This window comes from Streptomyces sp. NPDC052023, assembly GCF_044548465.1.
GTDB lineage: Bacteria > Actinomycetota > Actinomycetes > Streptomycetales > Streptomycetaceae > Streptomyces.
Genome location: NZ_JBIUBW010000005.1, coordinates 115,541 through 137,979 on the forward strand (window position 1 = coordinate 115,541; position 22,439 = coordinate 137,979).

The following is a 22,439-nucleotide window of genomic DNA, read 5'->3' on the forward strand; positions in this document are numbered from 1 at the left end:
GTTCATTCTCCCTGGGCGCGTGTGCCGTCGTCGTACTGACGGCGGATCACGTCGAAGCGCTTCATCCGTTCCAGCACCGCCTCGGCCGTCGGCCGCTCCATCTCGTCGACGATCCGTCCGTCGCCGAGGAACAGCACGAGGTCGGAGTGGGCGGCGGCACCGGGGTCGTGGGTGACCATGACGACGGTCTGCCCGAGTCCGTCCACGGCCTCCCGCAGGAAGCCGAGAACCTCCAGACCCGCGCGCGAGTCGAGGTTGCCGGTCGGTTCGTCGGCGAAGATCAGCTCCGGCCGGGAGGCGAGGGCGCGGGCGCAGGCCACGCGCTGCTGCTGACCGCCGGACAGCTGCGACGGGCGGTGCCCCAGCCGGTCCCGCAGCCCGAGGGTGTCGACGACCTGGTCCAGCCACTTCTGGTCGGGCTTCTGGCCCGCGATGTCCATGGGAAGGGTGATGTTCTCCAGCGCGTTCAGCGTCGGGATCAGGTTGAACGACTGGAACATGAACCCGATCCGGTCCCGGCGCAGCCGGGTGAGCTCACGCTCCTTCAGTCCGGTGATCTCGGTGTCGCCGAGCCACACCTGACCCGCCGAGACGCTGTCGAGCCCGGCCAGGCAGTGCATGAGCGTGGACTTGCCGGAGCCCGAGGGGCCCATCACGGCGGTGAAGCGCCCGCGCGCGATGTCGACGTCCACCGAGTCCAGGGCGAGCACCGTCGTCTCGCCCGAGCCGTAGGCCTTGGTCAGGCCCCGGGTGCGGGCGGCGACCCCGCCGGACGAGGCGTGTTCCGGGGCGTGCTTCGCGGCAGGTGTGGACAAGGGTGCCTCCTCGGTCGCTCCTCGCGCGTGGACGTCCCGGGTACCGCGCGGACGGCTTCCCGGCTTGGGCAGACAGTAGTGTGACGCGCGGCACACGCGGTATCCCCCGGAGGTCCCGGGTGTTCTCCTGCCGAGGTCGTGCCCGGGATGCGCGTGTAAGGGGCACGCAAAGTGGCCCCGAGGTTCTCTTGCCGTGCTAGCGCGCGAGCGCTAGCTTCGAGGTATGGCCAAGGCCCAGCTGAACGTCCGCGTCAACGAGGACACCGCCCGCGCGGCACGCGAACGCGCCCTCGCGCGCGGGATGAGCGTCAACCGCTACATCGAGGAACTGGTCAAGCAGGACACCGGCGAGGTCGGCCACACCTTCGTGGAGGCCGCCGCCGACTTCATGAAGAGTTACGAGTCGGTCTTCGCCGAGGAGTTCGGTACCGACCGCGAGGGGCGCGTGGGCGGCAGCCATGTGAAGGCAGGACGTGACGGCCGCACGAGCGAAGGTCGCCGTTGATCCGTTGAGCGACCTCACCATCGACCTCGCCTGGCTTCTGATGCTCGCGGAACAGAAGACGCCGGGGGACCCTCAGGTCACCGACTGGGGAGCCCTGGTCGCCGCCGTCGCGCGCCACCGGGCCGAGATCTTCGACGTCCCCGTCTACGACACCCCGCACACCCGCGCCGCGGCACTGCTCCAGCTGCTGGTCCACGTCCCGGCGCTGGAGCGCTCCAACGCCCTTTTCGCCTCCGCCGTGGCGTACGCCTATCTCGTCGCGAGCGGCGCCAAGGTCGTCACCTCGCCCGAGCAGGTGCGTGATCTGGCCCGGCTGGTCAAGAGCGGCGAGGCGTCGGTGCACGACATCGCGCGCGAGCTGCGCCAGTGGAGCCGGTGAGGAGCCTGCCTACTGCGGCGGTCGCCACGCCGTGCCCAGCACGCAGAACGACGTGGGCAGCACCGGCCCCCGCTCCGGCATCAGCATCCGCCGGTAAGGGCCGAGTTCGAACCCGGCTTCCCGGAGCGCGCCCAGCGGATCCCGGGACAGATGGCAGCCGCCGCTCAGTGGCGGCCACAACGTCCGGTCCAGCGCGCGCTGCGTGAAGCCCATGGCACGGCCGCCGCCTCGCCCGTGCTCGAAGAAACGCACCTGACCGCCCGGCCGCAGCACTCGCCGTACCTCAGCGAGGGCGCGCGGCACGTCCCGCACGCTGCACAGGACCAGCGACAGCACCACCGCGTCGAAGCCCTCGCTCTTGACCGGCAGCGCCTCCGCGGCGCCCGGCACCACGTCGACGGGCACCTCGGCGCGCAGGGCGGCCTCCACCGCCAGCTTGCGCAGACCGCGCTCCGGTTCGATGGCGACGACCTCCGCGACCGTGCCCGGATAGTGCGCGAAGTTCAGGCCGTTGCCCGCGCCGATCTCGATCACCCGCCCGGACAGCCCGGCCAGGAGCCGGTCCCGAACGCCGCCCATGCCCAACCGGGTCTCGGCGGCCACACTGACGCGGGCGTAGTAACGGGCGAACAGCGGGTGGTGCACGGCATCCCGCGCCACCTTGCCGGTGCGGGCGGACCGAAGCGGCATGGAAACCTCCCGGGCAGGACGGGCCATACCGGCATTGTCCCCCGCAAGCGCCCGTTACACCCCCACCGGCACGTCACGCAGCGGCCCCTGCATACCTCGCTGGACACGGCGCAGCCCCCGACGCCGGACGCCCGAGGCTTCGGAGTCGCCGTTCGACCGCAACTCCATCCCCGAGTCGCACGACCTCAACTCGCCGTGTCCTGGCGGACGGAGTCGCCGGCCGGGCGGAGTCACCGTCGTACGCCCCGGGCCGGCTGAAGTCACCCTCGTACACCGCCCTGGCCCGCCAGGGTTCACCGCAAGGCCCGTGGCCCCTCGCGTACCCGGAACGCCTCCGCGTCCCACGTGCCGTCCAGCCGCGGCGCCAGCCATCCCGGTGCCGCCTCGCGGAAGGTCTCCGGGGCCGCTGCCGCCACCCCCGCCGGCAGCGCACCCAGCAGTGGCGCGCCCGCCACCTCCGGCAGGTCCGCCAGATTGCAGCGTGCGGCCAGGTCCGGCTCGGCAGGCCAGCTGCCGATGACCACTCCCGCCAGGTCGAGCCTCCGGGCGCGGATTTCACGCGCCGTCAGCTCGGTGGTGTTCAGCGTGCCCAGCCCGGCCGCGGCCACCACCAGGACGGGCGCCGCGAGCAACCCGGCCGCGTCCGCCAGTGTCCCGCCCGCCGGGTCGAACCGCACCAGCAGCCCGCCCGCGCCCTCCACCAGCACCAGATCGTGCTCGGTGGCCAGCTTGGCTGCGGCCTCGGCGATCTCGTGCGGATGGACCGGCGCCCGCCCCGCCCGCCGGGCCGCGGTGCGGGGCGCCAACGGCTCCGGGTAGCGGGCGAGTTCGCCGGTCGTGACCGGGCCCGCCAGCCGCGCGACCTCCTCGGCGTCCCCGCGCTCATCGGGCCGTACGCCCGTCTGAGCGGCTTTCAGAACGGCGACCGTACGCCCCGCGGCCAGCGCGGAAGCGGCGACCGCCGCCGTGGTGACGGTCTTGCCGACCTCCGTGCCCGTCCCCGTGATCACCAGGATCGCCATGTCATCCCTCCCGCGCGGCCGCGCACACCGCGCGCCCGATCTGTGCCAGGTCGGCGTCACCCGTGATGTACGGCGGCATGGTGTAGACGAGGTCGCGGAACGGCCGCAGCCACACGCCCTCGCGCACGGCGGCGCGCGTCGCCGCCGCCATGTCCACCCCGTGGTCGAGCTGGACGACGCCGATGGCGCCCTGGACCCGCACCTCGCGTACGCCCGCGAGCTCCGTGGCCGGCGCCAGCCCCTCCCGTAGTCCCGCCTCGATCCGCTTGACCTCCGTGCGCCAGTCCTGCCCGAGCAGCAGCTCGATCGAGGCGCAGGCCACCGCCGCCGCCAGCGGATTGCCCATGAACGTCGGTCCGTGCGCCAGCACCGGCACCTCGCCCCGCGAGATGCCGTCGGCCACCCGCGCCGTGCAGAGCGTCGCCGCCATGGTCAGGTAACCGCCCGTCAGCGCCTTGCCCACGCACATCACGTCGGGCGTGACATCCGCGTGTCCGGCCGCGAACAGCTCACCTGTCCGGCCGAAGCCGGTCGCGATCTCGTCGAACACCAGCAGCACGTCGTGCGCGTCGCACGCCTCGCGCAGTACCCGCAGATACGCGGGGGAGTGGAACCGCATCCCGCCCGCACCCTGCACCACCGGCTCGACGACGACGGCGGCCAGTTCACCGGCGTGCCGCTCGATCGTCGCGCGCAGATGTTCCGCGTACGACTCCTCGTACGTGGCCGGCGGCGCGTCGGCGAAGACCTGACGCGGCAGCACCCCGGTCCACAGCTCGTGCATGCCCCCCTCGGGGTCGCACACCGACATCGGCTGCCAGGTGTCGCCGTGGTAGCCGCCGCGCCAGGTGAACAGGCGGTGCTTCTGCGGCCGGCCGAGCGATCGCCAGTACTGCAGGCACATCTTGACCGCGACCTCGACCGACACCGACCCGGAGTCGGCGAGGAACACATGCTCCAGCCCCTCGGGTGACATGTCGACAAGGAGCTTCGCGAGCCGTACCGCCGGCTCGTGCGTGAGCCCGCCGAACATCACGTGGCTCATCCGCGACAACTGCTCGCGCGCGGCCTCGTTCAGCACCGGGTGGTTGTAGCCGTGGATCGCCGACCACCAGGACGACATACCGTCGATCAGCTCGCCCGAGCCGTCCGCGAGCCGCAGCCGGACCCCGCTCGCCGACTCCACGACGAGCGGTTCCTGCCGGCCGGGCATGGGGCCGTACGGATGCCAGACGTGCCGCCGGTCGAGGTCCAGCAGCTCCGGCAGGGGCAGATCAGGCATTGGGCGCGAGGTCCGTTCCGGCACCCCGGCGGCGCACCGCGACCAGGTCCGTACGGGGCTCCGCGGCCTGCGCCACAGCCGCGGAACCGCAGACTCCGCCCCCTTCATGAGAGCCGCACCCGCCGCTCCCGGCACTCGCCTGGGCCCCGCAGCCGCCGCTCTCCGCCTCCGAGTGCACCCCGCACCCGCCGCTGTCCGCACCGTCGTGCGCGCCGCATCCGCCGCTCACCGCGCCCTCGTGGGACCCGCATCCGCCGCCCACCCGGTGCTCCGGCAGCGTCACCTGATCGGCGCCCTCCACCTCGAACCCGGCGTCGGCGATCATCTCCAGGTCCGCCTTGCCCGCCTGGCCCTCGCTGGTGAGGTAGTCGCCGAGGAAGATGGAGTTGGCCAGATGCAGGGCGAGGGGCTGCATGGTGCGCAGATGCACCTCACGGCCGCCCGCGATGCGCACCTCGACGTCGGGGCAGACGAACCGCACCATCGCGAGGATCCGCAGACAGCGCTGCGGGGTGAGATGCCACTCCTTGGCGAGCGGTGTGCCCTCGAACGGGATCAGGAAGTTGACCGGCACCGAGTCCGGGTCCAGCTCACGCAGCGCGAAGACGACGTCGACCAGGTCCTCGTCCGACTCGCCCATGCCCGCGATCAGCCCCGAGCAGGCCGACAGCCCGGCCGCGTGCGCCTTCTGCACGGTGTCGACACGGTCGGCGTAGGTGTGGGTGGTCGTGATGTCCGCGTACGTCCCCTCGGACGTGTTGAGGTTGTGGTTGTAGGCATCCGCGCCGGCCTCGCGCAGCCGCTCCGCCTGGCCGGCGGAGAGCAGGCCGAGGCAGGCGCACACCTCGACGCCCTCGTTCTGCTCCTTGATGGTCCTGATCGTCTCGGAGACCCGGTCGACGTCCCGGTCCGTCGGCCCGCGCCCGCTGGCGACCAGACAGACCCGCTTGGCGCCGCCCGCGAGCCCCGCGGCGGCGGCCTCGGAGGCCTCGCCGGGCTTGAGCCAGGTGTACTTCAGGATGCCGGCCTTGGAGCCGAGCCGTTGGGAGCAGTACGAGCAGTCCTCGGGGCACAGGCCCGACTTGAGGTTGACGAGGTAGTTGAGCTTCACCCGTCGGCCGAACCAGTGGCGGCGCACCTTCCCGGCCGCGGCCACCACATCGAGTACGTCGTCGTCGGAAGTGGCGAGGACGGCCAGTGCTTCCTCGCGGGTCGGCGTCTCGCGCCGAAGCCCCTTGTCCACCAGCGTGTTCAGCAGGTCCATGCAGTGATCCTGTCCTAATCCACCGCTTCCGGCCAAGAGGAGACTTCGTACAACCCCTGCCGCGTGGCGTGTGGGTATTGCCACACCCTGGGCAGCGTTGGGTACCGCTAGTGTCTGTCCACTGCCTACAAAAACACCGGAGGACGGACCCCATGGCGTTCGGCTGGATCGACGAGCAGGCGGAGCTGCGCCGCGGCGCCGGACTCGTACGCACCCTGCGTCCCCGCCCCGCCGACTCGCCGCTGCTGGACCTGGCGAGCAACGACTATCTGGGGCTGGCCCGGCACCCCGAGGTCGTCGAGGGAGCCGCGCGCGCCGCGCGCACATGGGGCGGCGGGGCGACCGGCTCACGCCTGGTCACCGGCACCACCGAACTGCACACGGAGCTCGAACGCGAGCTGGCCGGCTTCTGCGGCTTCGAGGCGGCGCTCGTGTTCTCCTCCGGCTACGCCGCCAACCTCGCCGCGGTCACCGCGCTGGCCCCGCACGGGTCGCTGATCGTCTCCGACGCGGGCAACCACGCCTCGCTCATCGACGGCTGCCGGCTGGCCCGCGGCACCACCCAGGTAGTCGCGCACGCCGACCCGGAGGCGGTGCGCAAGGCGCTGCACACGCATGACGGCCCGGCAGTCGCCGTGTCCGACACGGTCTTCTCGGTGGACGGCGACCAAGCGCCGCTCATCGCTGTGGCCGCGGCGTGCCGGGAGCGTGGCGCCGGGCTGGTCGTCGACGACGCGCACGGTCTCGGCGTGCTCGGCACCGGCGGCCGGGGGGTCCCGTACGCGACAGGTCTCGCGGGCGCGCCCGACGTGGTCGCCACGGTCACGCTGTCGAAGTCGCTGGGCAGCCAGGGCGGCGCCGTGCTCGGTCCGGACCGCGTGATCGACCATCTGGTCAACGCGGCCAGGACGTTCATCTTCGACACCGGTCTGGCTCCGGCCGCCGCGGGCGCGGCGCTCGCGGCGCTGCGGCTGCTGCGCGGTGAGCCCGAGCGGGCGGCGCGGGCGCGGGCGGTGGCGGGTGAGCTGCACAGCCGGCTGACGGCCCTGGGGCTGGCGGCGGTACGGCCGGACGCCGCGGTCGTCTCCGTGCGCGCGCCGTCCCCGGAGAGCGCCGTGCGCTGGGCGGCCGACTGCCGCGCCGAGGGGCTCGCCGTGGGCTGCTTCCGGCCTCCCTCCGTGCCCGACGGCATCTCCCGGCTGCGGCTGACGGCCCGCGCGGACCTCTCCGGGGACCAGATCGAACGCGCTGTACGAGTCATCGGCGACACGCGACCATGAGTCGGCGAACCACGGCCGTGCGTCGCGCTGTGCGGAACTGATCAGGTGATCCTGCCCCGAGGGGCGGATCGCGTGTGAAGCCGGCAGGACCTGTCAGAGGTGAGCCGTGAACCTCGCCCAGCTCCCGGGGGAGAAGAGCAGCGCGGGTCCGGCCGGGTCCTTGGAGTCGCGTACGGCGAGCAGTCCGGCGCACGGGCCAAGGGCCGGCCGGGCCGTCTCGACGCAGTTGTTGGCGCCGGTGCTGTAGCTGCTGCGCAGCCAGTGCACACCGAGCAGTTGAGTGCTGGAAGGTACGTTCCGAGGCAGTGCGGTCATGGTGCCTCCTTACGCGCCGTCACCTATCCCGGCGATGTAGTCCAACGATTCCTCGGGCGAAAGGGCGTGGAACTGAAGGGCGTTGAAGGCCTCGGTGTAGGCCTCTACGTCTTCTTTCCTTTCGAGGTAGAGGCTACTCGTCAAGTGGTCGAGAACCACAACATCCAGATCAGAAGTGCTCGAAAATGAGAAGATAACGAAAGGCCCGGTGATGCCGATGTGGGCCCCAGCGGCGAAGGGCAGCACCTGGAGCCGTACTTGGGGCAGCCGGGCCGCGTCCAGGAGCCGCTCCAGCTGGCGCGCCATCACCTCCGGGCCACCGACCTCACGGCGCAGCACCGCCTCGTCCAGCACCGCGCTCAGCGCGAGCGGGGGGTGCGAGCGCAGCACGTCCTGCCGGGCCAGGCGTACCTCTACCAGGGCGTCCAGCCCGTCCTCGTCCAGGCCCTCGACCGCGGCCCGGGTCACGGCGCGCGCGTATTCGGGGGTCTGGAGCAGGCCCGGGACGACGGAGGTCTCCAGGGTGCGCATGGCGCCGGCCTGCGACTCCAGGCTGATGAAGTCGCGGTAGGTGGGCGGCAGTACACCCTTGTAGGCGTGCCACCAGTGGTCGCGGCCGTGTCCGCCGCCGGAGCCCGCCAACGCCAGCAGGAGATCCCTCAGTCGGGCATCGTCCACCCCGTAGGCATCCAGGAGTAACCGCACATCGGCCGGTTTCACACCGCTGGCGCCGGTCTCGATCCGGCTCACTTTCGACTGGTGCCAGCCCACCAGCCGGGCCGCCTCACCGCTGGTGAGGCCCGCCCGGCCTCGCAGTGTGCGTAATTCGGCGCCCAGTTTCCGGCGGCGCACCGCGGGACCGTGCTGCATGGGCTACTCCTTACTCCTTCCGAGCCGCCCAAATACGCTCTGCCGTCGCAGAGTTCACCGCTTCGAGCGACAGATATATGCATATCTTGGTGGATCGCCACCGCTACCGGGCTTTGAGTGGCAGTCTGGCGAAGAAGCACCAGTCCGGGACCGTACTCGAACCATCCGCTCCGTGTCGGACTGCGGTCCCGTGGGAAAGGGACGACGTCGCCATGGCAGACCATCTGGAAGCATCCGTCACTCTGCCGAGCGATCCCGCCTCGGTCGCCACCGCCCGCACCTACGTCGTCAGCACCCTGGCGGAATGGGGACTGCCGCCGGAGACCGAGGTGGCCGACACGATCCGGCTCATCATCTCCGAACTCGCCACCAACGCCGTCCAGCACACGCTCGGACAGTCACCCACCTTCACGGTCGCCATGCAGCTCGACCGCGACGAGCGGCTGCGCATCGGCGTGACCGACAGCCACCCGCGTTTCCCCAAGCGCCTTCCGGCCGCCGTCCAGCAGGACAACGGACGGGGCATGGTCATCATCCGCTGGCTCACCGCGGAGTGCGGCGGCCGCCTCAGAGTCCGCCCGACCCGCGAGGGAGGCAAGACGGTCTCCATCGAACTGCCCTGGACGGTACCGGCCGGCACGGCCCCGCTTGCGGGCCAGTAGGGGCCTTGGCCTTCCGGCGGGCGCCCGCTCCGGATGGTCGGGCCGGGTGAGTGAGGTGTCCCGGCTGGGCGGCCGACGGGCGGTTCGGCGCACGTGACCGGGTGGTGAGCCGGGAGGCCGGGCCACGCTCCGGGCGGGCGTGCAGTGAGTCGGAGCGCGGGTGGAGGGGCGGGGCTCAGGCCGGGCGGGGCTGCTGTGCCGGCGGCCCGGATGAGCCGGCCGAGGGCGGCGTACCTGGCGGGGTGGGTGAGCCGGGAGGCCGGGGCGGCACGGTGCCGGAGCGGCCGGGGGCCGGCAGGAGCCGGGGGTGCCGGGCGGGGCTGCTGGGCGGCCGAAGGCGCTGCGCAGCAGGGGCGGAAGGCATCCGCAGCGGGAGCCGTACCACCGGCGCGGTCGGCGACCGAGTCGGTGCGACGCGGCTCGCCCGCCGACAGCACTCCTGCCGGGCCGGATGGTCCGGGGTCATGCTGATCGGCGGCGGCCCGGCCGGCTCCGTGAGCGGCAGCCGGGAGCGCCGTCTCCGAGGGCGTGCAGCGACGCCGGCTCGGCGGGCTCGCAGGTGTGCGTCAGCGCCCGGATCCGCCGCACCGTCGGCCACCGGCGCCACCCGGCCCGGCGGTTCTCCCGCCTGGCCGGCGTGGCGCGCCCCGGATCGCGGGCGGGCTGTTGCCGCACACCGCGCCGGCCGTGACCGGCGTAGCGGCGCTACGGGCCTCGCAGCCGGCCCGTGGGCGCGTACGTGCTCCACCTCGGACTCCGGGGGCCCTGTGGGCGCGACGACGGTCCCCTGGGGCCTCCGGCGAGAGGCCGACCCCGGCGGCCGCCTCGCACCCACTGGGCCAAGGCGTCGTCACCCATGCGCCGGCCTGGGCGGGGCGGCGGCGTCCCCTCCGGGCGCCGCCACCGCCACCCGTGGGTCACTTGACCCGGCCGTACCAGACGCTCTTCGTCCAGATCTTCTGCAGCCTCACCACGTCCCCGGTCTTCGGGGCGTGCCAGATCTTCCCCTTCCCGGCGTAGATCCCGACGTGGTACACGTTCGACCCCGAGTGGAAGAACACGAGGTCACCGGCCTTACGGCTCTTCGCCGCGATGTGGCGGGTCTTGTTGTACTGCTGGGCCGCCGTGCGGGGCAGCTTCTTGCCCGCCTTCTTGAACGAGTACAGCGTCAGCCCGGAGCAGTCGAACCTGCGCGGCCCCGTGGCGCCCCACCTGTACGGGGAGCCCTTCTTGGAGGCGGCGATCTGGAGTGCCTTCGTCGCGGGCGTGGCGGCCGCGGCCTCCTGGGCGACGCCCGGAGCCACGACGGAGCCGCCCACGGCGACCAGCGTGAGGGCCGAGGCCGTGCCGGCACGGGCCATCAGCGACGGGACACGATTGAGCGCGGTCATGCGCAACCCTTCGTCAGCCGCCTGTGAAGGATGACCTGTCGGATTCGGGCTGGCGAAGTTGCCCGGCCGCGTTGCCGCGGCTTCACCCCAAGGGACGCTCGGAAACTGGGCTCCGGCGACCCGTCGTGCTTGGGTCCTCCACTCCTGCCGATCCACTCCTGTCGACCGGTCATCCGGGCAGCGGCAGGACTCGGCGTCCGCCCGGATCGCCCCGCCGCGGTGGCGGGGGCTTGTCGTCAGTCAGGGATCTTGACTCACGGAAGTCCGAAAATCCCAACGCAACCGGGGATTTGTGGTGTTACTCACCACTCACCCGTTCGGGTGGACAGCCTGATGTGCGAACAGGTGTCAAGGGCACCACGCCGCCCCGGACCAGCGGTGGAAGGTCCCATTCCGCCCCGAGGCAGGTCTCGTTGCGCAACCGCAAGGGTCCCGAAAAGGGAGGTAAAGGTCCTCCGGACGGCGGTAGCCCTTTTGGTCCGTTTCGACTCCCACCCGGACACCCTGCCGTGTCGCAGCCAGGCGCCGGTCGCCGGCCGGTGGATCAGCCGCGCCTCAACTGTCGGAGCGCGGCGGAACGATGACACGCGCCGTCCGGCGTTCACCGTCCAGCGCGCGGCGCCCGCGCGAGCGTCCGTGCGTGCAGTTCGGTCTCCCCCCGCTGGTGCATCAGCGCGAGCGCGTCGCGCAGTTCGACGGCCTTGCGCGCCAGCGCCTGAGCGGCCCGCAGTCCACGATGCGTGTCCCCGTCGCACGCCGGGTTGATACGCCCGAGCAGGTCCACCACGTCCAGATAGCGGTCGATCAACTCGCTCTCGGCGCGGGTGAGGGCGGGCAGCGGCGGCAGGTCGGGTGGCAGCATCCCCGGCCCACCTCTCGCCCGGCGCGGTGCGGGTGGCCCTGCGGCCGGGGACGATCCGGTCGATCAGGCCGTACGCCAGCGCCTCTTGTGCCGTGAGGATCTTGTCCCGTTCGATGTCCGCGCCCACCTGCGCGGGTGTGCGCCCCGTGTGCCGAGCGAGCATCTCCTCGAGCCGCGTGCGCTCTCGCGCCAACGCCGCCGCCTCGACGGCGAGATCGCCGGCCTGTCCCTCGACGGGCTCGGCCAGCGCCGGCTGACCGAGCACCATCCGCGAGCCGGGCAGTGCGTATCGCTGTCCCGGGGTGCCCGCGGCCAGCAGTGCGGCAGCGGTCGAACAGTGAGATGTCCTGGTCCGGGTCCTGGTGTTCCAGGTGCATGAACTGCGCCATCACATCGTTCGCGGTACGGCTCACGACATCCGGAGTCTTCTGTAAAAAATGTACAGGATGTACGTGACGTTAGAATGGGTCCATGGCCTACGAGATTCCGGTGACGCAAGCCAGGGCTGAGCTCGCCGACCTGATCAACCGGGTGGTGTACGGCGGTGAGCGCGTCGTCGTGACGCGGCACGGCAAGCCTCTCGTCGCCCTCGTCTCCGCCGCCGATCTCGAACGGCTCGACGCGCTGGAGGGCGTCGCGGAGGCGGGTGAGGAGCAGGTGGTCAGCTCCCTCTCCGCCGTGCCCGAGACGGCGTCCGCGCCCCGTGAGCGGCAGCGGTTCGGCATCGCGGCGGAGCACCGCGGGCCCGGTCCCTCGTAGCGGCACATCCCCGGCGCATGCGAAGGCCCGCGGCGGGGCCCGGGAGTGCCGCGAGGCCGGCGACCGCGCTGCTCACCGCGTTCCAGGGGTCACAGTTCGGTTAACGTGCCCGAAACGCATGCCAACTAGCGTGCCCCTCCACGCCGCCGGGGAGTTCGGCCGGTGGCGGCGGCAACCGGGCCCCGCACGGCCCGGAGCGAGGATGTGAGGTGGCACGTGCAACTGACCCCGCACGAGCAGGAGAAGCTGCTGATCCACGTGGCGGCGGACGTCGCCGGCAAGCGCCGGGCCCGCGGGCTGAGACTGAACCACCCCGAGGCCGTCGCCCTCATCACCTCGCACATCCTCGAAGGCGCGCGGGACGGCCGTACCGTCGCCGAACTCATGACTTCCGGACGCGAGTTGCTCACCCGGGACGACGTCATGGAGGGCATCCCCGAGATGATCCACGACGTCCAGGTCGAGGCGACCTTCCCGGACGGCACCAAGCTCGTCACCGTCCATGACCCGATCGTGTGAGGGCGGCGCGATGATTCCCGGAGAGATCCTGTTCGCCGACGGCCCGATCGCCTGCAACGCGGGACGCCCGGTCACCCGCCTCACCGTGCTCAACGCCGCCGACCGGCCCGTCCAGGTCGGCTCCCACTACCACTTCGCCGAGGCCAACCCCGGCCTGGAGTTCGACCGCGCCGCCGCGCGCGGCAAGCGGCTCAACGTCGCCGCCGGTACGGCCGTACGCTTCGAGCCCGGCATCCCGGTCGACGTCGAACTCGTCCCGATCGCCGGCGCCCGAGTGGTGCCCGGACTGCGCGGGGAGACCGGAGGCGCCCTCGATGCCTGAGATCCCGCGTGCCGCGTACGCCGACCTGTTCGGCCCGACGACGGGCGACCGCATCCGGCTCGCCGACACCGATCTGCTCGTCGAGATCGAGGAGGACCGCAGCGGGGGACCCCAACTCGCCGGTGACGAGGCGGTGTTCGGCGGCGGCAAGGTGATCCGCGAGTCCATGGGCCAGGCCCGTGCCACGCGCGCGGAGGGCACTCCCGACACGGTCGTCACGGGTGCCGTGATCATCGACCACTGGGGAATCGTCAAGGCCGACATCGGCATCCGCGACGGCCGGATCACCGGGATCGGCAAGGCGGGCAACCCCGACACCATGGACGGTGTGCATCCGGAGCTGGTCGTCGGCCCGGAGACCGAGGTCATCGCGGGCAACGGGCGGATCGTGACGGCCGGGGCGATCGACGCGCACGTCCACTTCATCTGCCCGCAGATCGCCGACGAGGCGCTGTCCGCGGGCATCACGACCCTCGTCGGCGGCGGCACCGGACCGGCCGAGGGCTCCAAGGCGACCACCGTCACGCCCGGACCCTGGCATCTGGCCCGGATGCTGGAGGCGATGGAGCACTACCCGCTCAACATCGGCCTCCTCGGCAAGGGCAACACCGTCTCCCACGAGGCGATGCTGTCGCAGATCCGCGGCGGCGCACTCGGCCTGAAGCTGCACGAGGACTGGGGCTCCACCCCGGCCGTCATCGACGCCGCGCTGACCGTCGCCGAGCGGACCGGCATCCAGGTCGCCATCCACACCGACACCCTCAACGAGGCCGGCTTCGTCGGCGACACACTGGCAGCGATCGCCGGGCGCGGCATCCACGCCTACCACACCGAGGGCGCGGGCGGCGGTCACGCCCCCGACATCATGACCGTCGTCTCCGAGCCGCATGTGCTGCCCAGTTCGACGAACCCGACGCGGCCGTTCACCGTCAACACCACCGAGGAACACCTCGACATGCTGATGGTGTGCCACCACCTCAACCCGGCGGTGCCGGAGGATCTGGCCTTCGCCGAGTCCCGGATCCGGCCCTCTACGATCGGGGCGGAGGACATACTGCACGACCTGGGCGCGATCTCGATCATCTCGTCGGACTCACAGGCGATGGGCCGGGTCGGCGAGGTCGTCATGCGGACCTGGCAGACCGCCCATGTGATGAAGCGGCGGCGCGGCGCGCTGCCCGGTGACGGACGGGCGGACAACCGCCGGGTACGTCGCTATGTCGCCAAATACACGATCAACCCGGCGCTCGCGCAGGGCCTCGCGCGCGAGGTGGGTTCCGTGGAGCCCGGGAAGCTCGCCGACCTGGTGCTGTGGGAGCCGGCCTTCTTCGGCGTCAGGCCGCACCTCGTCCTCAAGGGCGGGCAGATCGCGTACGCGCAGATGGGCGACGCCAACGCGTCGATTCCGACGCCGCAGCCGATTCTGCCCCGGCCGATGTACGGGGCGATCGGGCGGGCGCCGGGCTCGAACTCGTTCAACTTCGTGGCGCCGCTCGCCGTCGAGGACGGGCTGCCGGAGCGGCTCGGGCTCGGGAAGCGGTTCGTCGCCATCGACTCGACGCGCGGCGTGACCAAGGCCGACATGCGGGAGAACGACGCCCGGCCCGATGTGCGTATCGCCCCCGACAGCTTCGCCGTGCGTATCGACGGGGAGCTGGTCGAGGCGGCCCCGGCGGCCGAACTTCCCATGGCCCAGCGCTACTTCCTGTTCTGAGACGAGGTGCTGGGATGTCACGGACCGCACTCCTCGTCCTGGCCGACGGCCGGTTCCCCGCCGGGGGGCACGCGCACTCCGGCGGGGCCGAGGCCGCGGTGAAGTCGGGCCGCGTCGCCGACGCGGAGAGCCTGGAGGAGTTCTGCCGGGGCCGGCTGCACACGGCGGGGCTGGTGTCGGCCGCCCTCGCCGCGGCGGCGGCGCTCGGTGTCGATCCGCGGGAGCTGGACGCCGCGGCCGATGCGCGGACTCCGTCACCGGCGCTGCGGGTCGCTGCGCGCAGGCTGGGGCGGCAGTTGCTGCGGGCCGCGCGGGCCACCTGGCCGTCGGGTGAGCTGGACGCCGTGGCGCGGGCCTTTCCCAAGGGGGCGCATCAGCCGGTGGTGCTGGGGCTCGCGGCGCGGGCGGCGGGGCTGGGGGAGGCCGATGCCGCCCACTGCGCGGCGTACGAGTGTGTGAGCGGGCCGGCCGGTGCGACGGTGCGGCTGCTGAGTCTGGATCCGTTCGAGGCGTCCGGGGTGCTGGCTCGGCTGGCGCCGGAGGTGGACCGTGTCGCGGAGCGGGCGGTGGAGGTGGCGCGGGATGTCGTGCGCGAGGGGGGCGACGCGTTGCCCGCGGCTTCGGCGCCGCTGCTGGAGATCGGGGCGGAGGTGCATGCGGGGTGGGGGGTGCGGTTGTTCGCGTCGTGAGCCTTTCCCGCCCCCGCCGCCGTACCGGTCCCGTCCCCGGGGGCTCCGCGACGCCGCCCTGCTGGGGGCTGCCGCCGCCGGGGTCCCTGTGCTGGGGGCCGCCGCCGCTGGGTCCTGCAGCGCGGGTTGCCGTACTTCGGGCCCGTGCCCTTCGGGCGCCGCCTCCTGTACTGCGTGGAAGTCGCCCGCTCGGGTCCTGCCCCGGGTGCCTGTCCCCCCGCTGTACCCACACTACGAGGGCTGCCGTCCCCAGTACCCCTGCTCCGGCCGGCGGCCGCCCCCGTGACCTCTGCCCTCGTCCCCGCCACGGGCCCCGCCCCACCCCCCCCCGTTTCCGCCACGAGCCCCCCGTGTCCGCCTCGACGGCCTTGTCCCGTGAACGCCGGGCCGGCTGTCCGTCTCAGCCCCCCAGTAAGGAGCCTTCATGCATCTCGATCACTTTCACGACGGCCCCGGCGCCGTCAGTGCCGACGCGTACCGGTGTGACGGGCGGCGGCGGGCGTTGCGGATCGGGCTCGGGGGGCCCGTCGGATCCGGGAAGACCGCTACCGTCGCCGCGCTCTGCCGGGCCATGCGTGACGAGCTCTCCCTGGCCGTCGTCACGAACGACATCTACACGCGCGAGGACGCCGAGTTCCTGTTGCGGGAGGCCGTGCTGCCGCCGGAGCGGATCACCGCCGTGGAGACGGGGGCCTGTCCGCACACCGCGATCCGGGACGACATCTCCGCCAACCTCGAAGCCGTCGAGGACCTGGAGGACGAGGTCGGGCCGCTGGACCTGATCCTGGTCGAGTCCGGTGGGGACAACCTCACCGCCACCTTCTCCAAGGGCCTCGTCGACGCGCAGGTCTTCGTCATCGACGTGGCCGGCGGAGACGACATCCCCCGCAAGGGCGGCCCCGGCGTCACCACCGCCGACCTGCTCGTCGTCAACAAGACCGACCTCGCCCCCTACGTCGGCTCCGACCTGGCCCGGATGGCCGCCGACGCCAAAGCCCAGCGCGCCGAACTGCCCGTCGTGTTCCAGTCGCTCCGCGAGGACGCCGGCGTGCGGGACGTGGCCGAGTGGGTGCGCGGGCGGCTCGCCGCGTGGACGGCGTGAGCGCGACCGCGACCGGGGTGCACGCCACCGCCCGGATCGCCGCCCGCCCCGACGGACGGGGCGGAACGGCGCTGCCCCTGCTGGCGGGCGGGGGGCCGCTGGCACTGCGCCGGACGCGGGGGAGCGCGGACGAGGCCCGGGTGGTGCTGGTCGGCGCGATGAGCGGCCCCCTCGGTGGCGACCACTTCGTGGTCGAAGCCGGCGTGGAGAAGGGTGCCCGGCTGCACGTCGGGTCGGCCGCCGCCACCCTCGCGCTGCCGGGGCAGGCCAAGGGCGGGGCCCGCTACGACGTCCGCCTCAGCGTGGCAGACGGCGGCGAACTGCACTGGCTTCCCGAGCAGTTGATCGCCGCGCGGGACAGTGACCTGTACGTGCGCACCCGGGCCGACCTCGGCCCGGCCGCCCGTCTCGTCCTGCGCGAGGAGCAGGTGCTCGGCCGCGCCGGTGAGGAACCCGGGCGGCTCACCAGCCGGCTGTCGGTGCGGATCGCCGGGCGGACCGTCCTCGACCAGGAGCTGTCCTGTGGTCCGGGCGCCCCGGGTGGCTGGAACGGCCCGGCAGGGCTGGGCGGCCATCGCGCCGTCGGGCAACTGGTGGTCGTAAGGCCGGAGTTCGCGGAGCGTCCGGCGGCTGTCCGGGTACTGGGGGAGGGCGCCGCCGTGCTGCCGCTCGCCGGGCCCGCCGTGCTGGTGACAGCTGTCGCGGCGGACGCGCTGCGCCTGCGGCGCACACTGGACGAGGCGCTGGCGTCGATCGGGTAACGCCCCGGCCAGCGAACCTGCCTCTCCGGTTATCGGATTGGCAAAGAAGGTGGACGGCCCCTGTCCCCGGCGACCGCACGGCGGACAGGATCACCCGTACGTATCGAACGTATCGAAACGGTGTACGGGAGGCCCCACTTGAGGGACATCAGACCGAAGAGGCGGACGGCGGCGATCGGTTCGGCCGGACTGCTCGTCGCGGCGACGCTGATAGCCGGCGCGGTGGCCGCGCCCACCGCCAGCGCGAGCGCCGACCAAGCCCGCCACGGTCAGGACGCCGAGTCCTGGGGCGTCCGGGTCGCGGCGGCCCGGGCCGCTCAGACCGGCGTGGACTGGGCGGACTGCCCGGCCGACTGGGGGCTGGAGAAGCCGATCCAGTGCGGCTGGGTCACGGTGCCGCTCGACTACGCGAAGCCCTACGGCAAGCAGATCAAGCTCGCCGTCGACCGCGTCGGCAACACCGGCACCGAGGACGAGCGCCTCGGCGCCCTCGTCTACAACCCCGGCGGCCCCGGCGGCTCAGGACTGCGCTTCCCGCGCCGCGTCACCACCGGCAACGCCGTCTGGGCGAAGGTGGCCAAGGCCTACGACTTCGTGGGCTTCGACCCCCGGGGCGTCGGCAAGTCGGCGCCCATCTCCTGCGTCGACCCGCAGGAGTTCGTCAAGGCGCCCAAGCTCGACCCGGTGCCCGGCTCCGAGGCCGACAAGCGCGCCCAGCGCAAGCTCGCCCGGGAGTACGCCGAGGGCTGCCAGGAGCGCAGCGGCGCGATGCTCCCGCACATGACCACGCCGAACACCGCCCGCGACCTCGACGTCATCCGGGCGGCGCTCGGCGAGAAGCGGCTCAACTTCCTCGGCGTCTCGTACGGCACCTACCTCGGCGCGGTCTATGGCACCCTTTTCCCCCGCCATGTGGGCCGCATGGTCGTGGACAGCGTCGTCAACCCGTCGCGGGAGAAGATCTGGTACCAGGCCAACCTGGACCAGGACGTCGCCTTCGAGACGCGCTGGAAGGACTGGCAGGACTGGGTCGCCGAGAACGACGCCGCCTTCCACCTCGGCGACACCCGCGCCGAGGTCCAGGCCCAGTGGCTGAAGCTGCGCGCCACCGCGAAGAAGAACCCCCTCGGTGGCGTCGTGGGCCCGGCGGAGCTGATCTCCTTCTTCCAGAGCGCCCCGTACTACGACTCCTCGTGGGTGCCGGTCGCCACCGTCTTCAGCAAGTACGTCGCCGGTGACACCCAGGCCCTCGTCGACGCGGCCGCCCCCGACCTGTCCGACACGGCGGGCAACGCGGGAGCGGAGAACGGCAACGCCGTCTACACCGCCGTCGAGTGCGCCGACGCCAAGTGGCCCACCAGCTGGCGCAAGTGGGACCGGGACAACACCCGGCTGCACCGCGACCACCCGTTCATGACCTGGGCCAACGCCTGGATGAACCTGCCCTGCGCCACCTGGCCGGCCAAGCAGAACACCCCGCTGGACGTGAGGACCGCCAAGGGCCTGCCCCCGGTCCTGATCGTGCAGTCCGAGCGCGACGCGGCCACCCCGTACGAGGGCGCCCTCGAACTGCACAAGCGCTTCAAGGGCTCGCGCCTGATCACCGAGAAGGACGCAGGATCGCACGGCGTCACCAGCCTGGTGAACTCGTGCGTGAACGACCGGGTGGACGCCTACCTGCTCACCGGCAAGCTGGACGCCAAGGACGTGACGTGCGCCCCGCACGCCACGCCCAAGCCGTAGACAGCGGTCATACGGTGTCAGGGGCGGCCGGCGGACCAGCCGGCCGCCCCTCGGCGAGCCAGGCGTCCTCGGCGGCGTAGTCGAAGAGGTCGCCGTACGCCTGGAACATCTTCGGGTAGGCCTCCCGCCAGTCCCGCCCGGCCAGTCGGCGTTCGATCCACTCGACCGTCTCCGGGAGTGTCTCCGCGTACCGCACCACCGGGCGGTAGCCCAGCTCGCGTTCCGCGGCCGACATGTCGCACACCACGGGCACCGGTACCGACCACGGGCTGTCGCCCACCGACGGTGCGGGCGGCGGACCGTCGACCAGTACCGTCTCCGTCTCGGCGCCCATCACGGCGTCGATCGCGGTGGCGATCTCCAGCACCGGCGGCGCGTCGTCGTCGCAGGCGTTGAGGGCCCGGGAGCCTGGGCGGGCCGCGGCCAGGCGGATCAGTTCGGCCAGGGTGTGCACGCTCACCGGGTGGAAGCGGCTGCGGCCGCCGTACGCCAGGACGCGCCGGGCGCGGCCGTCCAGGTTGCGCTTGACGAAGTACAGCTCACGGGGCGTGCGGCAGTGCGGGCCGTGGACCGCGCCGGCGCGCAGCAGCGTGGTGGGCAACCGGTCGCCGGCCGCCAGCAGTTCCCGCTCCAGGGCCGCCTTGCGGGTGCTGTACGAGGACTCGCCGGGCGTCACCGTGCCCTGGCTCTCGGGCAGCGGCACCGGGTACTCGGGGAAGCCGTCCGGTTCGGCCTGGGTGTCGAAGCCGCGGCCCTTGCCGTCCTCGTACACCGACAAGCTGGAGATCACCACGGCCGAGCCGATCCGCCCGGCAAGGCCCGTCAGCTGCCGCGCGTGCTCGCTTCCGTAGGCGACGACGTCGACGACGAGATCGCAGTCCTCGCCGATCAGCGCGGCCAGTGCCGCGTCGTCGTCCCGGTCGAGCCGGGCCGCGCGCACCTCCGCGGGCCAGGCCGCGTCCCGTCCGCCGCCCCGGGACGCGGCCGTCACGTCCCAGCCGTCATGTGCGAGCGCCCGCACCGCCGGGCGCCCGATCTGGCCTGTCGCTCCGATCACCACAGCACGTCTCATGAGGCGACCGTAGGCCGCTACGACCTGGCGGGCCAGGGAGTTCGGCTGAGAGCAGAGGTCAGCTGAGCGGCATCCGCCGGAACCTCCGCTCCCGCTGCTCCGCCTGCTGCGCGGACTCCGCCTTGACGACGGCCGCGTACTGGTCGACGTACTCCTGTTCGGACAGCATCAGGATGGCGTACATGATCTCGTCGGTGACGGCGCGCAGGACGGCCTTCTCGTTCTCCATGCCGGCGTAGCGGGAGAAGTCCAGAGGCCGGCCGAAGCGGATGACCACGGGGTGGATGCGGGGGACGACCCTGCCCGGCGGCTGGGCCTCGAAGGTGCCGATCATCGCGCACGGGACGACCGGGACCCCGGCCTTGAGGGCCATGACCGCGACGCCGACCTTGCCCTTGTAGAGGCGGCCGTCGTGCGAGCGGGTGCCTTCCGGGTAGATGCCGAGCAGCTCGTCCTTGCTCAGCACCCCGAGGCCCTCGCGGATCGCGGCCTGACCGGCGTCCTTGCCGGAGCGGTCGACCGGGATCTGCCCCGCGCTGCGGAAGAACGCCGCCGTCAGCCGGCCCTTGATGCCGGGCCCGGTGAAGTACTCGGCCTTCGCCAGGAAGGTGATCCGGCGCTTGAGGATCGCCGGCATCAGGAAGTGGTCCGAGAACGACAGATGGTTGCCCGCGACGATCGCGGGTCCCGACGCCGGCACGTGCTCCAGGCCCTCGATCCGGGGCCGGAAGACCAGTCTCAGCAGCGGGCCGAGAAGGACGTATTTGAGCAGGTAGTAGAACAACGGGTGGCTCCTCACTCCGTCGGTTCGGCGCCCCGCAGCGTTCTCGCAGGTCAACCAGCACGTCGTGAGGTGTCAGTCTAGGCGCGGGCGAGAGGGTGGGAAACCGGTACGACGCCGGGGGTGTGCGTCGTACCGGTGGCTCTTCATTCGGTGGCGCCGAGCGACCAGCGCGGGCTGCTGCCGGTGAGGCGGCAGGTGAGGAAGTACAGCGGTATCGGAGGCGTGTAGGGCGAGCCGTCCATCGGGGAGTGGATCAGGCGCGGGTGGCTCGTGCCCGGCCGCGGCCGGGTGGCCGTCCAGGACGGGTCGCCCATCCGGGCGCCGATCGCGTACGTGGTGCTCGGCGGCCAGGTGATGCCGATGTGCGATCCGGACGGGACGATCCACCACCAGTGCCGGTCGTCGGCGAAGACGCAGCCCACCCGGGGGAGGGAGTCCAGGATGCTCGCACCGTGTTCCCGGGGAGTTCCCACGGCGTCGTACCCGAGGCTCGTGGGGAGCTGCGGGGGGATCGGGAGGCGGGACGGCTCACGCCGGACGGGCGTGGGGTGGAGCGTCGTCGCCGAGCGGTACGGGTGCGGGTCACGGCTGTGCGGTCGGAACATGTGGTGCGGATCCTTCGGCCGAGTGGGGGACGGGCCGGGCGGGGGATGCGGTGGAGACGCTCGGTAAGGGGTGGGGGAGGGAGATCTTCAGGTCGGCCCGGACGATGTGTCCGGAGCCGTTCGGGGCGGGTCCGGCTCCCCAGCCGTCGCAGACCGCCTCGACCAGGAGCAGCCCGCGGCCGTTCTGGTCGTCGGGGCAGGCCTGCCGGGGCGCCGGGAGGGTGGAGCCGAGGTTCTCGTCCTCGACCTCGACGCGGAGCCGGAGCCCGGTGGAGTGCAGCCGGCACACGATCCGCGCGCTGCCCGAGTGCGTCACGGCGTTGGTGACCAGCTCGGAGGTGACGAGGACAGCGTTGTCGATGTCGTCGGCGTGGGTGTGCCACGACGTCAGTGTCCGGCGCACGGCCCGCCGGGCCGCGCCGGCCGACTCCGGGGTCGCCGGCAGGACGAAGGTGTGCGCGCGGTGGTCGGGCCGGTCCCCGGCGGCGAGCCGGCCTGGGCCTGGCGGCCCGGGGAGCCGACCGGTGAACACGCCTGCGGGTGCCGGCACAGGGGGTGTCGCCTTCGACGGCGCCCCGAGCGTGTGCTCCGGGCCGGTGAGCGGCAGGGGGCAGGCGGCGGACGGCTGGAGTGCCTGTCGTGCGGCGGGCGGGCGGTCGGGCAGTCCGTGCCCGGGCACACGGTCCAGTGGGTGGGGGAGGGAGGGCGGAGCCAATGCCGTACGCCTTTCGTCTGCCATGTGCGTCATCGCCGTACTGCTGTCGCACCGGCCGGCTGCGCGGGGTGGGGACGGGGGTGCGAACCGCGCCGTGCGACAGCGCGTGGTGACCGGATCTCCCCCAACTGGACCGGTCTGCGGCGCTGTTCAGTGAGCCGAGGACAGTGATCCCACTGTCGCACTCGCCGACAACCGCTCGCAAGCGGCAAGTTGAAAATTGCAATTGGCCAGGTGCATGCTGCTCTCGCCGGTAAATGATCGATGAAACTCCACAAGTGACCGCGTGAGACGGTGGCCCTGGAGCCGACGGTGTG

At 72.4% G+C, this 22,439-nt stretch carries 24 protein-coding genes, 2 pseudogenes and 1 riboswitch; of the genes and pseudogenes, 12 read left to right on the top strand and 14 right to left on the bottom strand.

The genetic code is table 11. The features are described from left to right. Positions 1-2: 2 nt before the first annotated feature. Complete coding sequence (locus ACIHCM_RS13160) at positions 3-815, bottom strand: ABC transporter ATP-binding protein (protein WP_399893724.1); 813 nt, start codon at positions 813-815, stop codon at positions 3-5. Between the two features lie 223 nt (positions 816-1,038). On the opposite strand from ACIHCM_RS13160, the gene ACIHCM_RS13165 reads away from it, so the two are divergent. Continuing rightward, a complete protein-coding gene (locus ACIHCM_RS13165) occupies positions 1,039-1,320 on the top strand; it encodes a toxin-antitoxin system HicB family antitoxin (protein WP_399893727.1) in 282 nt (93 codons plus the stop codon). A 4-nt stretch (positions 1,321-1,324) separates the two neighbouring features. Then, on the top strand, positions 1,325-1,699 hold the full coding sequence (locus ACIHCM_RS13170) for a fic family toxin-antitoxin system, toxin component (protein ID WP_399893730.1): 375 nt from the start codon (positions 1,325-1,327) through the stop codon (positions 1,697-1,699). A gap of 9 nt (positions 1,700-1,708) precedes the next feature. On the opposite strand, the gene ACIHCM_RS13175 is transcribed toward ACIHCM_RS13170, so the two are convergent. The 4 genes from ACIHCM_RS13175 to bioB form a co-directional block, all read right to left on the bottom strand. Next, positions 1,709-2,389, bottom strand: coding sequence for a class I SAM-dependent methyltransferase (locus ACIHCM_RS13175; protein WP_399893733.1), 681 nt, complete (start codon positions 2,387-2,389; stop codon positions 1,709-1,711). 293 nt (positions 2,390-2,682) lie between these two features. Beyond that, positions 2,683-3,411: a dethiobiotin synthase gene (gene bioD, locus ACIHCM_RS13180; protein WP_399893735.1), complete on the bottom strand. Its 729-nt coding sequence runs from the start codon at positions 3,409-3,411 to the stop codon at positions 2,683-2,685. A 1-nt stretch (position 3,412) separates the two neighbouring features. Then, positions 3,413-4,693, bottom strand: coding sequence for an adenosylmethionine--8-amino-7-oxononanoate transaminase (locus ACIHCM_RS13185; RefSeq protein ID WP_399893738.1), 1,281 nt, complete (start codon positions 4,691-4,693; stop codon positions 3,413-3,415). Continuing rightward, a complete protein-coding gene (gene bioB, locus ACIHCM_RS13190; protein ID WP_399893741.1) occupies positions 4,686-5,957 on the bottom strand; it encodes a biotin synthase BioB in 1,272 nt (423 codons plus the stop codon). The genes ACIHCM_RS13185 and bioB overlap by 8 nt, the downstream gene beginning before the upstream one ends. 152 nt (positions 5,958-6,109) lie before the next feature. Between bioB and ACIHCM_RS13195 the strand changes: the two genes are divergently transcribed. Next, entirely contained in the window at positions 6,110-7,237 is a 1,128-nt protein-coding gene (locus ACIHCM_RS13195; RefSeq protein WP_399893744.1) for an 8-amino-7-oxononanoate synthase, read from the top strand. Between the two features lie 93 nt (positions 7,238-7,330). On the opposite strand, the gene ACIHCM_RS13200 is transcribed toward ACIHCM_RS13195, so the two are convergent. Beyond that, on the bottom strand, positions 7,331-7,552 hold the full coding sequence (locus ACIHCM_RS13200) for a DUF397 domain-containing protein (RefSeq protein WP_399893746.1): 222 nt from the start codon (positions 7,550-7,552) through the stop codon (positions 7,331-7,333). Between the two features lie 9 nt (positions 7,553-7,561). After that, positions 7,562-8,422 carry a helix-turn-helix domain-containing protein gene (locus tag ACIHCM_RS13205; protein WP_399893749.1) on the bottom strand — a complete coding sequence of 287 codons (861 nt, stop codon included), beginning with the start codon at positions 8,420-8,422 and terminating at the stop codon, positions 7,562-7,564. Between the two features lie 212 nt (positions 8,423-8,634). Here ACIHCM_RS13205 and ACIHCM_RS13210 point away from each other — a divergent pair, with 212 nt between their 5' ends. After that, positions 8,635-9,084, top strand: coding sequence for an ATP-binding protein (locus tag ACIHCM_RS13210; protein ID WP_399893752.1), 450 nt, complete (start codon positions 8,635-8,637; stop codon positions 9,082-9,084). A 917-nt stretch (positions 9,085-10,001) separates the two neighbouring features. Here ACIHCM_RS13210 and ACIHCM_RS13215 read toward each other — a convergent pair. From ACIHCM_RS13215 to ACIHCM_RS13225, 3 genes and pseudogenes are all read right to left on the bottom strand, one after another. Then, on the bottom strand, positions 10,002-10,475 hold the full coding sequence (locus ACIHCM_RS13215) for a C40 family peptidase (protein ID WP_393113397.1): 474 nt from the start codon (positions 10,473-10,475) through the stop codon (positions 10,002-10,004). A 3-nt stretch (positions 10,476-10,478) separates the two neighbouring features. Continuing rightward, positions 10,479-10,681: riboswitch (cyclic di-AMP (ydaO/yuaA leader) on the bottom strand. Positions 10,682-11,030: 349 nt separating this feature from the next. Then, positions 11,031-11,337, bottom strand: a pseudogene (locus tag ACIHCM_RS13220) (hypothetical protein). 10 nt (positions 11,338-11,347) lie between these two features. Continuing rightward, positions 11,348-11,738: pseudogene (locus ACIHCM_RS13225) on the bottom strand (ATP-dependent Clp protease proteolytic subunit); the annotation flags it as partial. 70 nt (positions 11,739-11,808) lie between these two features. Here ACIHCM_RS13225 and ACIHCM_RS13230 point away from each other — a divergent pair. The 8 genes from ACIHCM_RS13230 to ACIHCM_RS13265 all read left to right on the top strand — a co-directional run bounded on the left by ACIHCM_RS13230 (position 11,809) and on the right by ACIHCM_RS13265 (position 18,946). Further along, a complete protein-coding gene (locus tag ACIHCM_RS13230; RefSeq protein WP_399893755.1) occupies positions 11,809-12,096 on the top strand; it encodes a type II toxin-antitoxin system Phd/YefM family antitoxin in 288 nt (95 codons plus the stop codon). A gap of 216 nt (positions 12,097-12,312) precedes the next feature. Then, positions 12,313-12,615 (top strand): urease subunit gamma, encoded by a 303-nt coding sequence (locus ACIHCM_RS13235; RefSeq protein ID WP_399893758.1) that lies wholly within the window; start codon positions 12,313-12,315, stop codon positions 12,613-12,615. A 10-nt stretch (positions 12,616-12,625) separates the two neighbouring features. Next, positions 12,626-12,937 carry an urease subunit beta gene (locus ACIHCM_RS13240; protein WP_399894607.1) on the top strand — a complete coding sequence of 104 codons (312 nt, stop codon included), beginning with the start codon at positions 12,626-12,628 and terminating at the stop codon, positions 12,935-12,937. Continuing rightward, positions 12,930-14,651, top strand: a complete 1,722-nt coding sequence (locus ACIHCM_RS13245) for an urease subunit alpha (RefSeq protein WP_399893761.1) — start codon at positions 12,930-12,932, stop codon at positions 14,649-14,651. The genes ACIHCM_RS13240 and ACIHCM_RS13245 overlap by 8 nt, the downstream gene beginning before the upstream one ends. A 14-nt stretch (positions 14,652-14,665) precedes the next feature. Further along, on the top strand, positions 14,666-15,340 hold the full coding sequence (locus ACIHCM_RS13250) for an urease accessory protein UreF (RefSeq protein WP_399893764.1): 675 nt from the start codon (positions 14,666-14,668) through the stop codon (positions 15,338-15,340). A gap of 424 nt (positions 15,341-15,764) precedes the next feature. Continuing rightward, positions 15,765-16,442, top strand: a complete 678-nt coding sequence (gene ureG, locus ACIHCM_RS13255; RefSeq protein ID WP_399893767.1) for an urease accessory protein UreG — start codon at positions 15,765-15,767, stop codon at positions 16,440-16,442. Beyond that, the gene (locus ACIHCM_RS13260) at positions 16,430-17,203 is read left to right on the top strand and encodes an urease accessory protein UreD (protein ID WP_399893770.1); all 774 of its coding nucleotides are present in this window, start codon (positions 16,430-16,432) and stop codon (positions 17,201-17,203) included. Before ureG ends, ACIHCM_RS13260 begins: the two co-directional genes overlap by 13 nt. 138 nt (positions 17,204-17,341) lie before the next feature. Further along, entirely contained in the window at positions 17,342-18,946 is a 1,605-nt protein-coding gene (locus ACIHCM_RS13265; RefSeq protein ID WP_399893773.1) for an alpha/beta hydrolase, read from the top strand. Positions 18,947-18,953: 7 nt separating this feature from the next. Here ACIHCM_RS13265 and ACIHCM_RS13270 read toward each other — a convergent pair whose 3' ends face one another. The 4 genes from ACIHCM_RS13270 to ACIHCM_RS13285 form a co-directional block, all read right to left on the bottom strand. Beyond that, positions 18,954-20,006 carry an NAD-dependent epimerase/dehydratase family protein gene (locus tag ACIHCM_RS13270; RefSeq protein WP_399894610.1) on the bottom strand — a complete coding sequence of 351 codons (1,053 nt, stop codon included), beginning with the start codon at positions 20,004-20,006 and terminating at the stop codon, positions 18,954-18,956. A gap of 70 nt (positions 20,007-20,076) precedes the next feature. Continuing rightward, positions 20,077-20,802, bottom strand: coding sequence for a lysophospholipid acyltransferase family protein (locus ACIHCM_RS13275; protein ID WP_399893776.1), 726 nt, complete (start codon positions 20,800-20,802; stop codon positions 20,077-20,079). A 143-nt stretch (positions 20,803-20,945) separates the two neighbouring features. Next, the gene (locus ACIHCM_RS13280; RefSeq protein ID WP_399893778.1) at positions 20,946-21,407 is read right to left on the bottom strand and encodes a hypothetical protein; all 462 of its coding nucleotides are present in this window, start codon (positions 21,405-21,407) and stop codon (positions 20,946-20,948) included. Then, on the bottom strand, positions 21,385-22,146 hold the full coding sequence (locus ACIHCM_RS13285; protein ID WP_399893781.1) for an ATP-binding protein: 762 nt from the start codon (positions 22,144-22,146) through the stop codon (positions 21,385-21,387). The genes ACIHCM_RS13280 and ACIHCM_RS13285 overlap by 23 nt, the downstream gene beginning before the upstream one ends. Between the last annotated feature and the right edge of the window lie 293 nt (positions 22,147-22,439).

What these genes read in the sequence shown, in the direction of transcription:
- ACIHCM_RS13165 (WP_399893727.1), top strand. Translation starts at nt 1,039, where the DNA reads ATGGCCAAGGCCCAGCTGAACGTCCGCGTCAACGAGGACACCGCCCGC.
- ACIHCM_RS13175 (WP_399893733.1), bottom strand. Translation starts at nt 2,389, where the DNA reads ATGCCGCTTCGGTCCGCCCGCACCGGCAAGGTGGCGCGGGATGCCGTG.
- bioD (WP_399893735.1), bottom strand. Translation starts at nt 3,411, where the DNA reads ATGGCGATCCTGGTGATCACGGGGACGGGCACGGAGGTCGGCAAGACC.
- ACIHCM_RS13185 (WP_399893738.1), bottom strand. Translation starts at nt 4,693, where the DNA reads ATGCCTGATCTGCCCCTGCCGGAGCTGCTGGACCTCGACCGGCGGCAC.
- bioB (WP_399893741.1), bottom strand. Translation starts at nt 5,957, where the DNA reads ATGGACCTGCTGAACACGCTGGTGGACAAGGGGCTTCGGCGCGAGACG.
- ACIHCM_RS13195 (WP_399893744.1), top strand. Translation starts at nt 6,110, where the DNA reads ATGGCGTTCGGCTGGATCGACGAGCAGGCGGAGCTGCGCCGCGGCGCC.
- ACIHCM_RS13200 (WP_399893746.1), bottom strand. Translation starts at nt 7,552, where the DNA reads ATGACCGCACTGCCTCGGAACGTACCTTCCAGCACTCAACTGCTCGGT.
- ACIHCM_RS13205 (WP_399893749.1), bottom strand. Translation starts at nt 8,422, where the DNA reads ATGCAGCACGGTCCCGCGGTGCGCCGCCGGAAACTGGGCGCCGAATTA.
- ACIHCM_RS13210 (WP_399893752.1), top strand. Translation starts at nt 8,635, where the DNA reads ATGGCAGACCATCTGGAAGCATCCGTCACTCTGCCGAGCGATCCCGCC.
- ACIHCM_RS13215 (WP_393113397.1), bottom strand. Translation starts at nt 10,475, where the DNA reads ATGACCGCGCTCAATCGTGTCCCGTCGCTGATGGCCCGTGCCGGCACG.
- ACIHCM_RS13230 (WP_399893755.1), top strand. Translation starts at nt 11,809, where the DNA reads ATGGCCTACGAGATTCCGGTGACGCAAGCCAGGGCTGAGCTCGCCGAC.
- ACIHCM_RS13240 (WP_399894607.1), top strand. Translation starts at nt 12,626, where the DNA reads ATGATTCCCGGAGAGATCCTGTTCGCCGACGGCCCGATCGCCTGCAAC.
- ACIHCM_RS13245 (WP_399893761.1), top strand. Translation starts at nt 12,930, where the DNA reads ATGCCTGAGATCCCGCGTGCCGCGTACGCCGACCTGTTCGGCCCGACG.
- ACIHCM_RS13250 (WP_399893764.1), top strand. Translation starts at nt 14,666, where the DNA reads ATGTCACGGACCGCACTCCTCGTCCTGGCCGACGGCCGGTTCCCCGCC.
- ureG (WP_399893767.1), top strand. Translation starts at nt 15,765, where the DNA reads ATGCATCTCGATCACTTTCACGACGGCCCCGGCGCCGTCAGTGCCGAC.
- ACIHCM_RS13280 (WP_399893778.1), bottom strand. Translation starts at nt 21,407, where the DNA reads ATGTTCCGACCGCACAGCCGTGACCCGCACCCGTACCGCTCGGCGACG.
- ACIHCM_RS13285 (WP_399893781.1), bottom strand. Translation starts at nt 22,146, where the DNA reads ATGGCAGACGAAAGGCGTACGGCATTGGCTCCGCCCTCCCTCCCCCAC.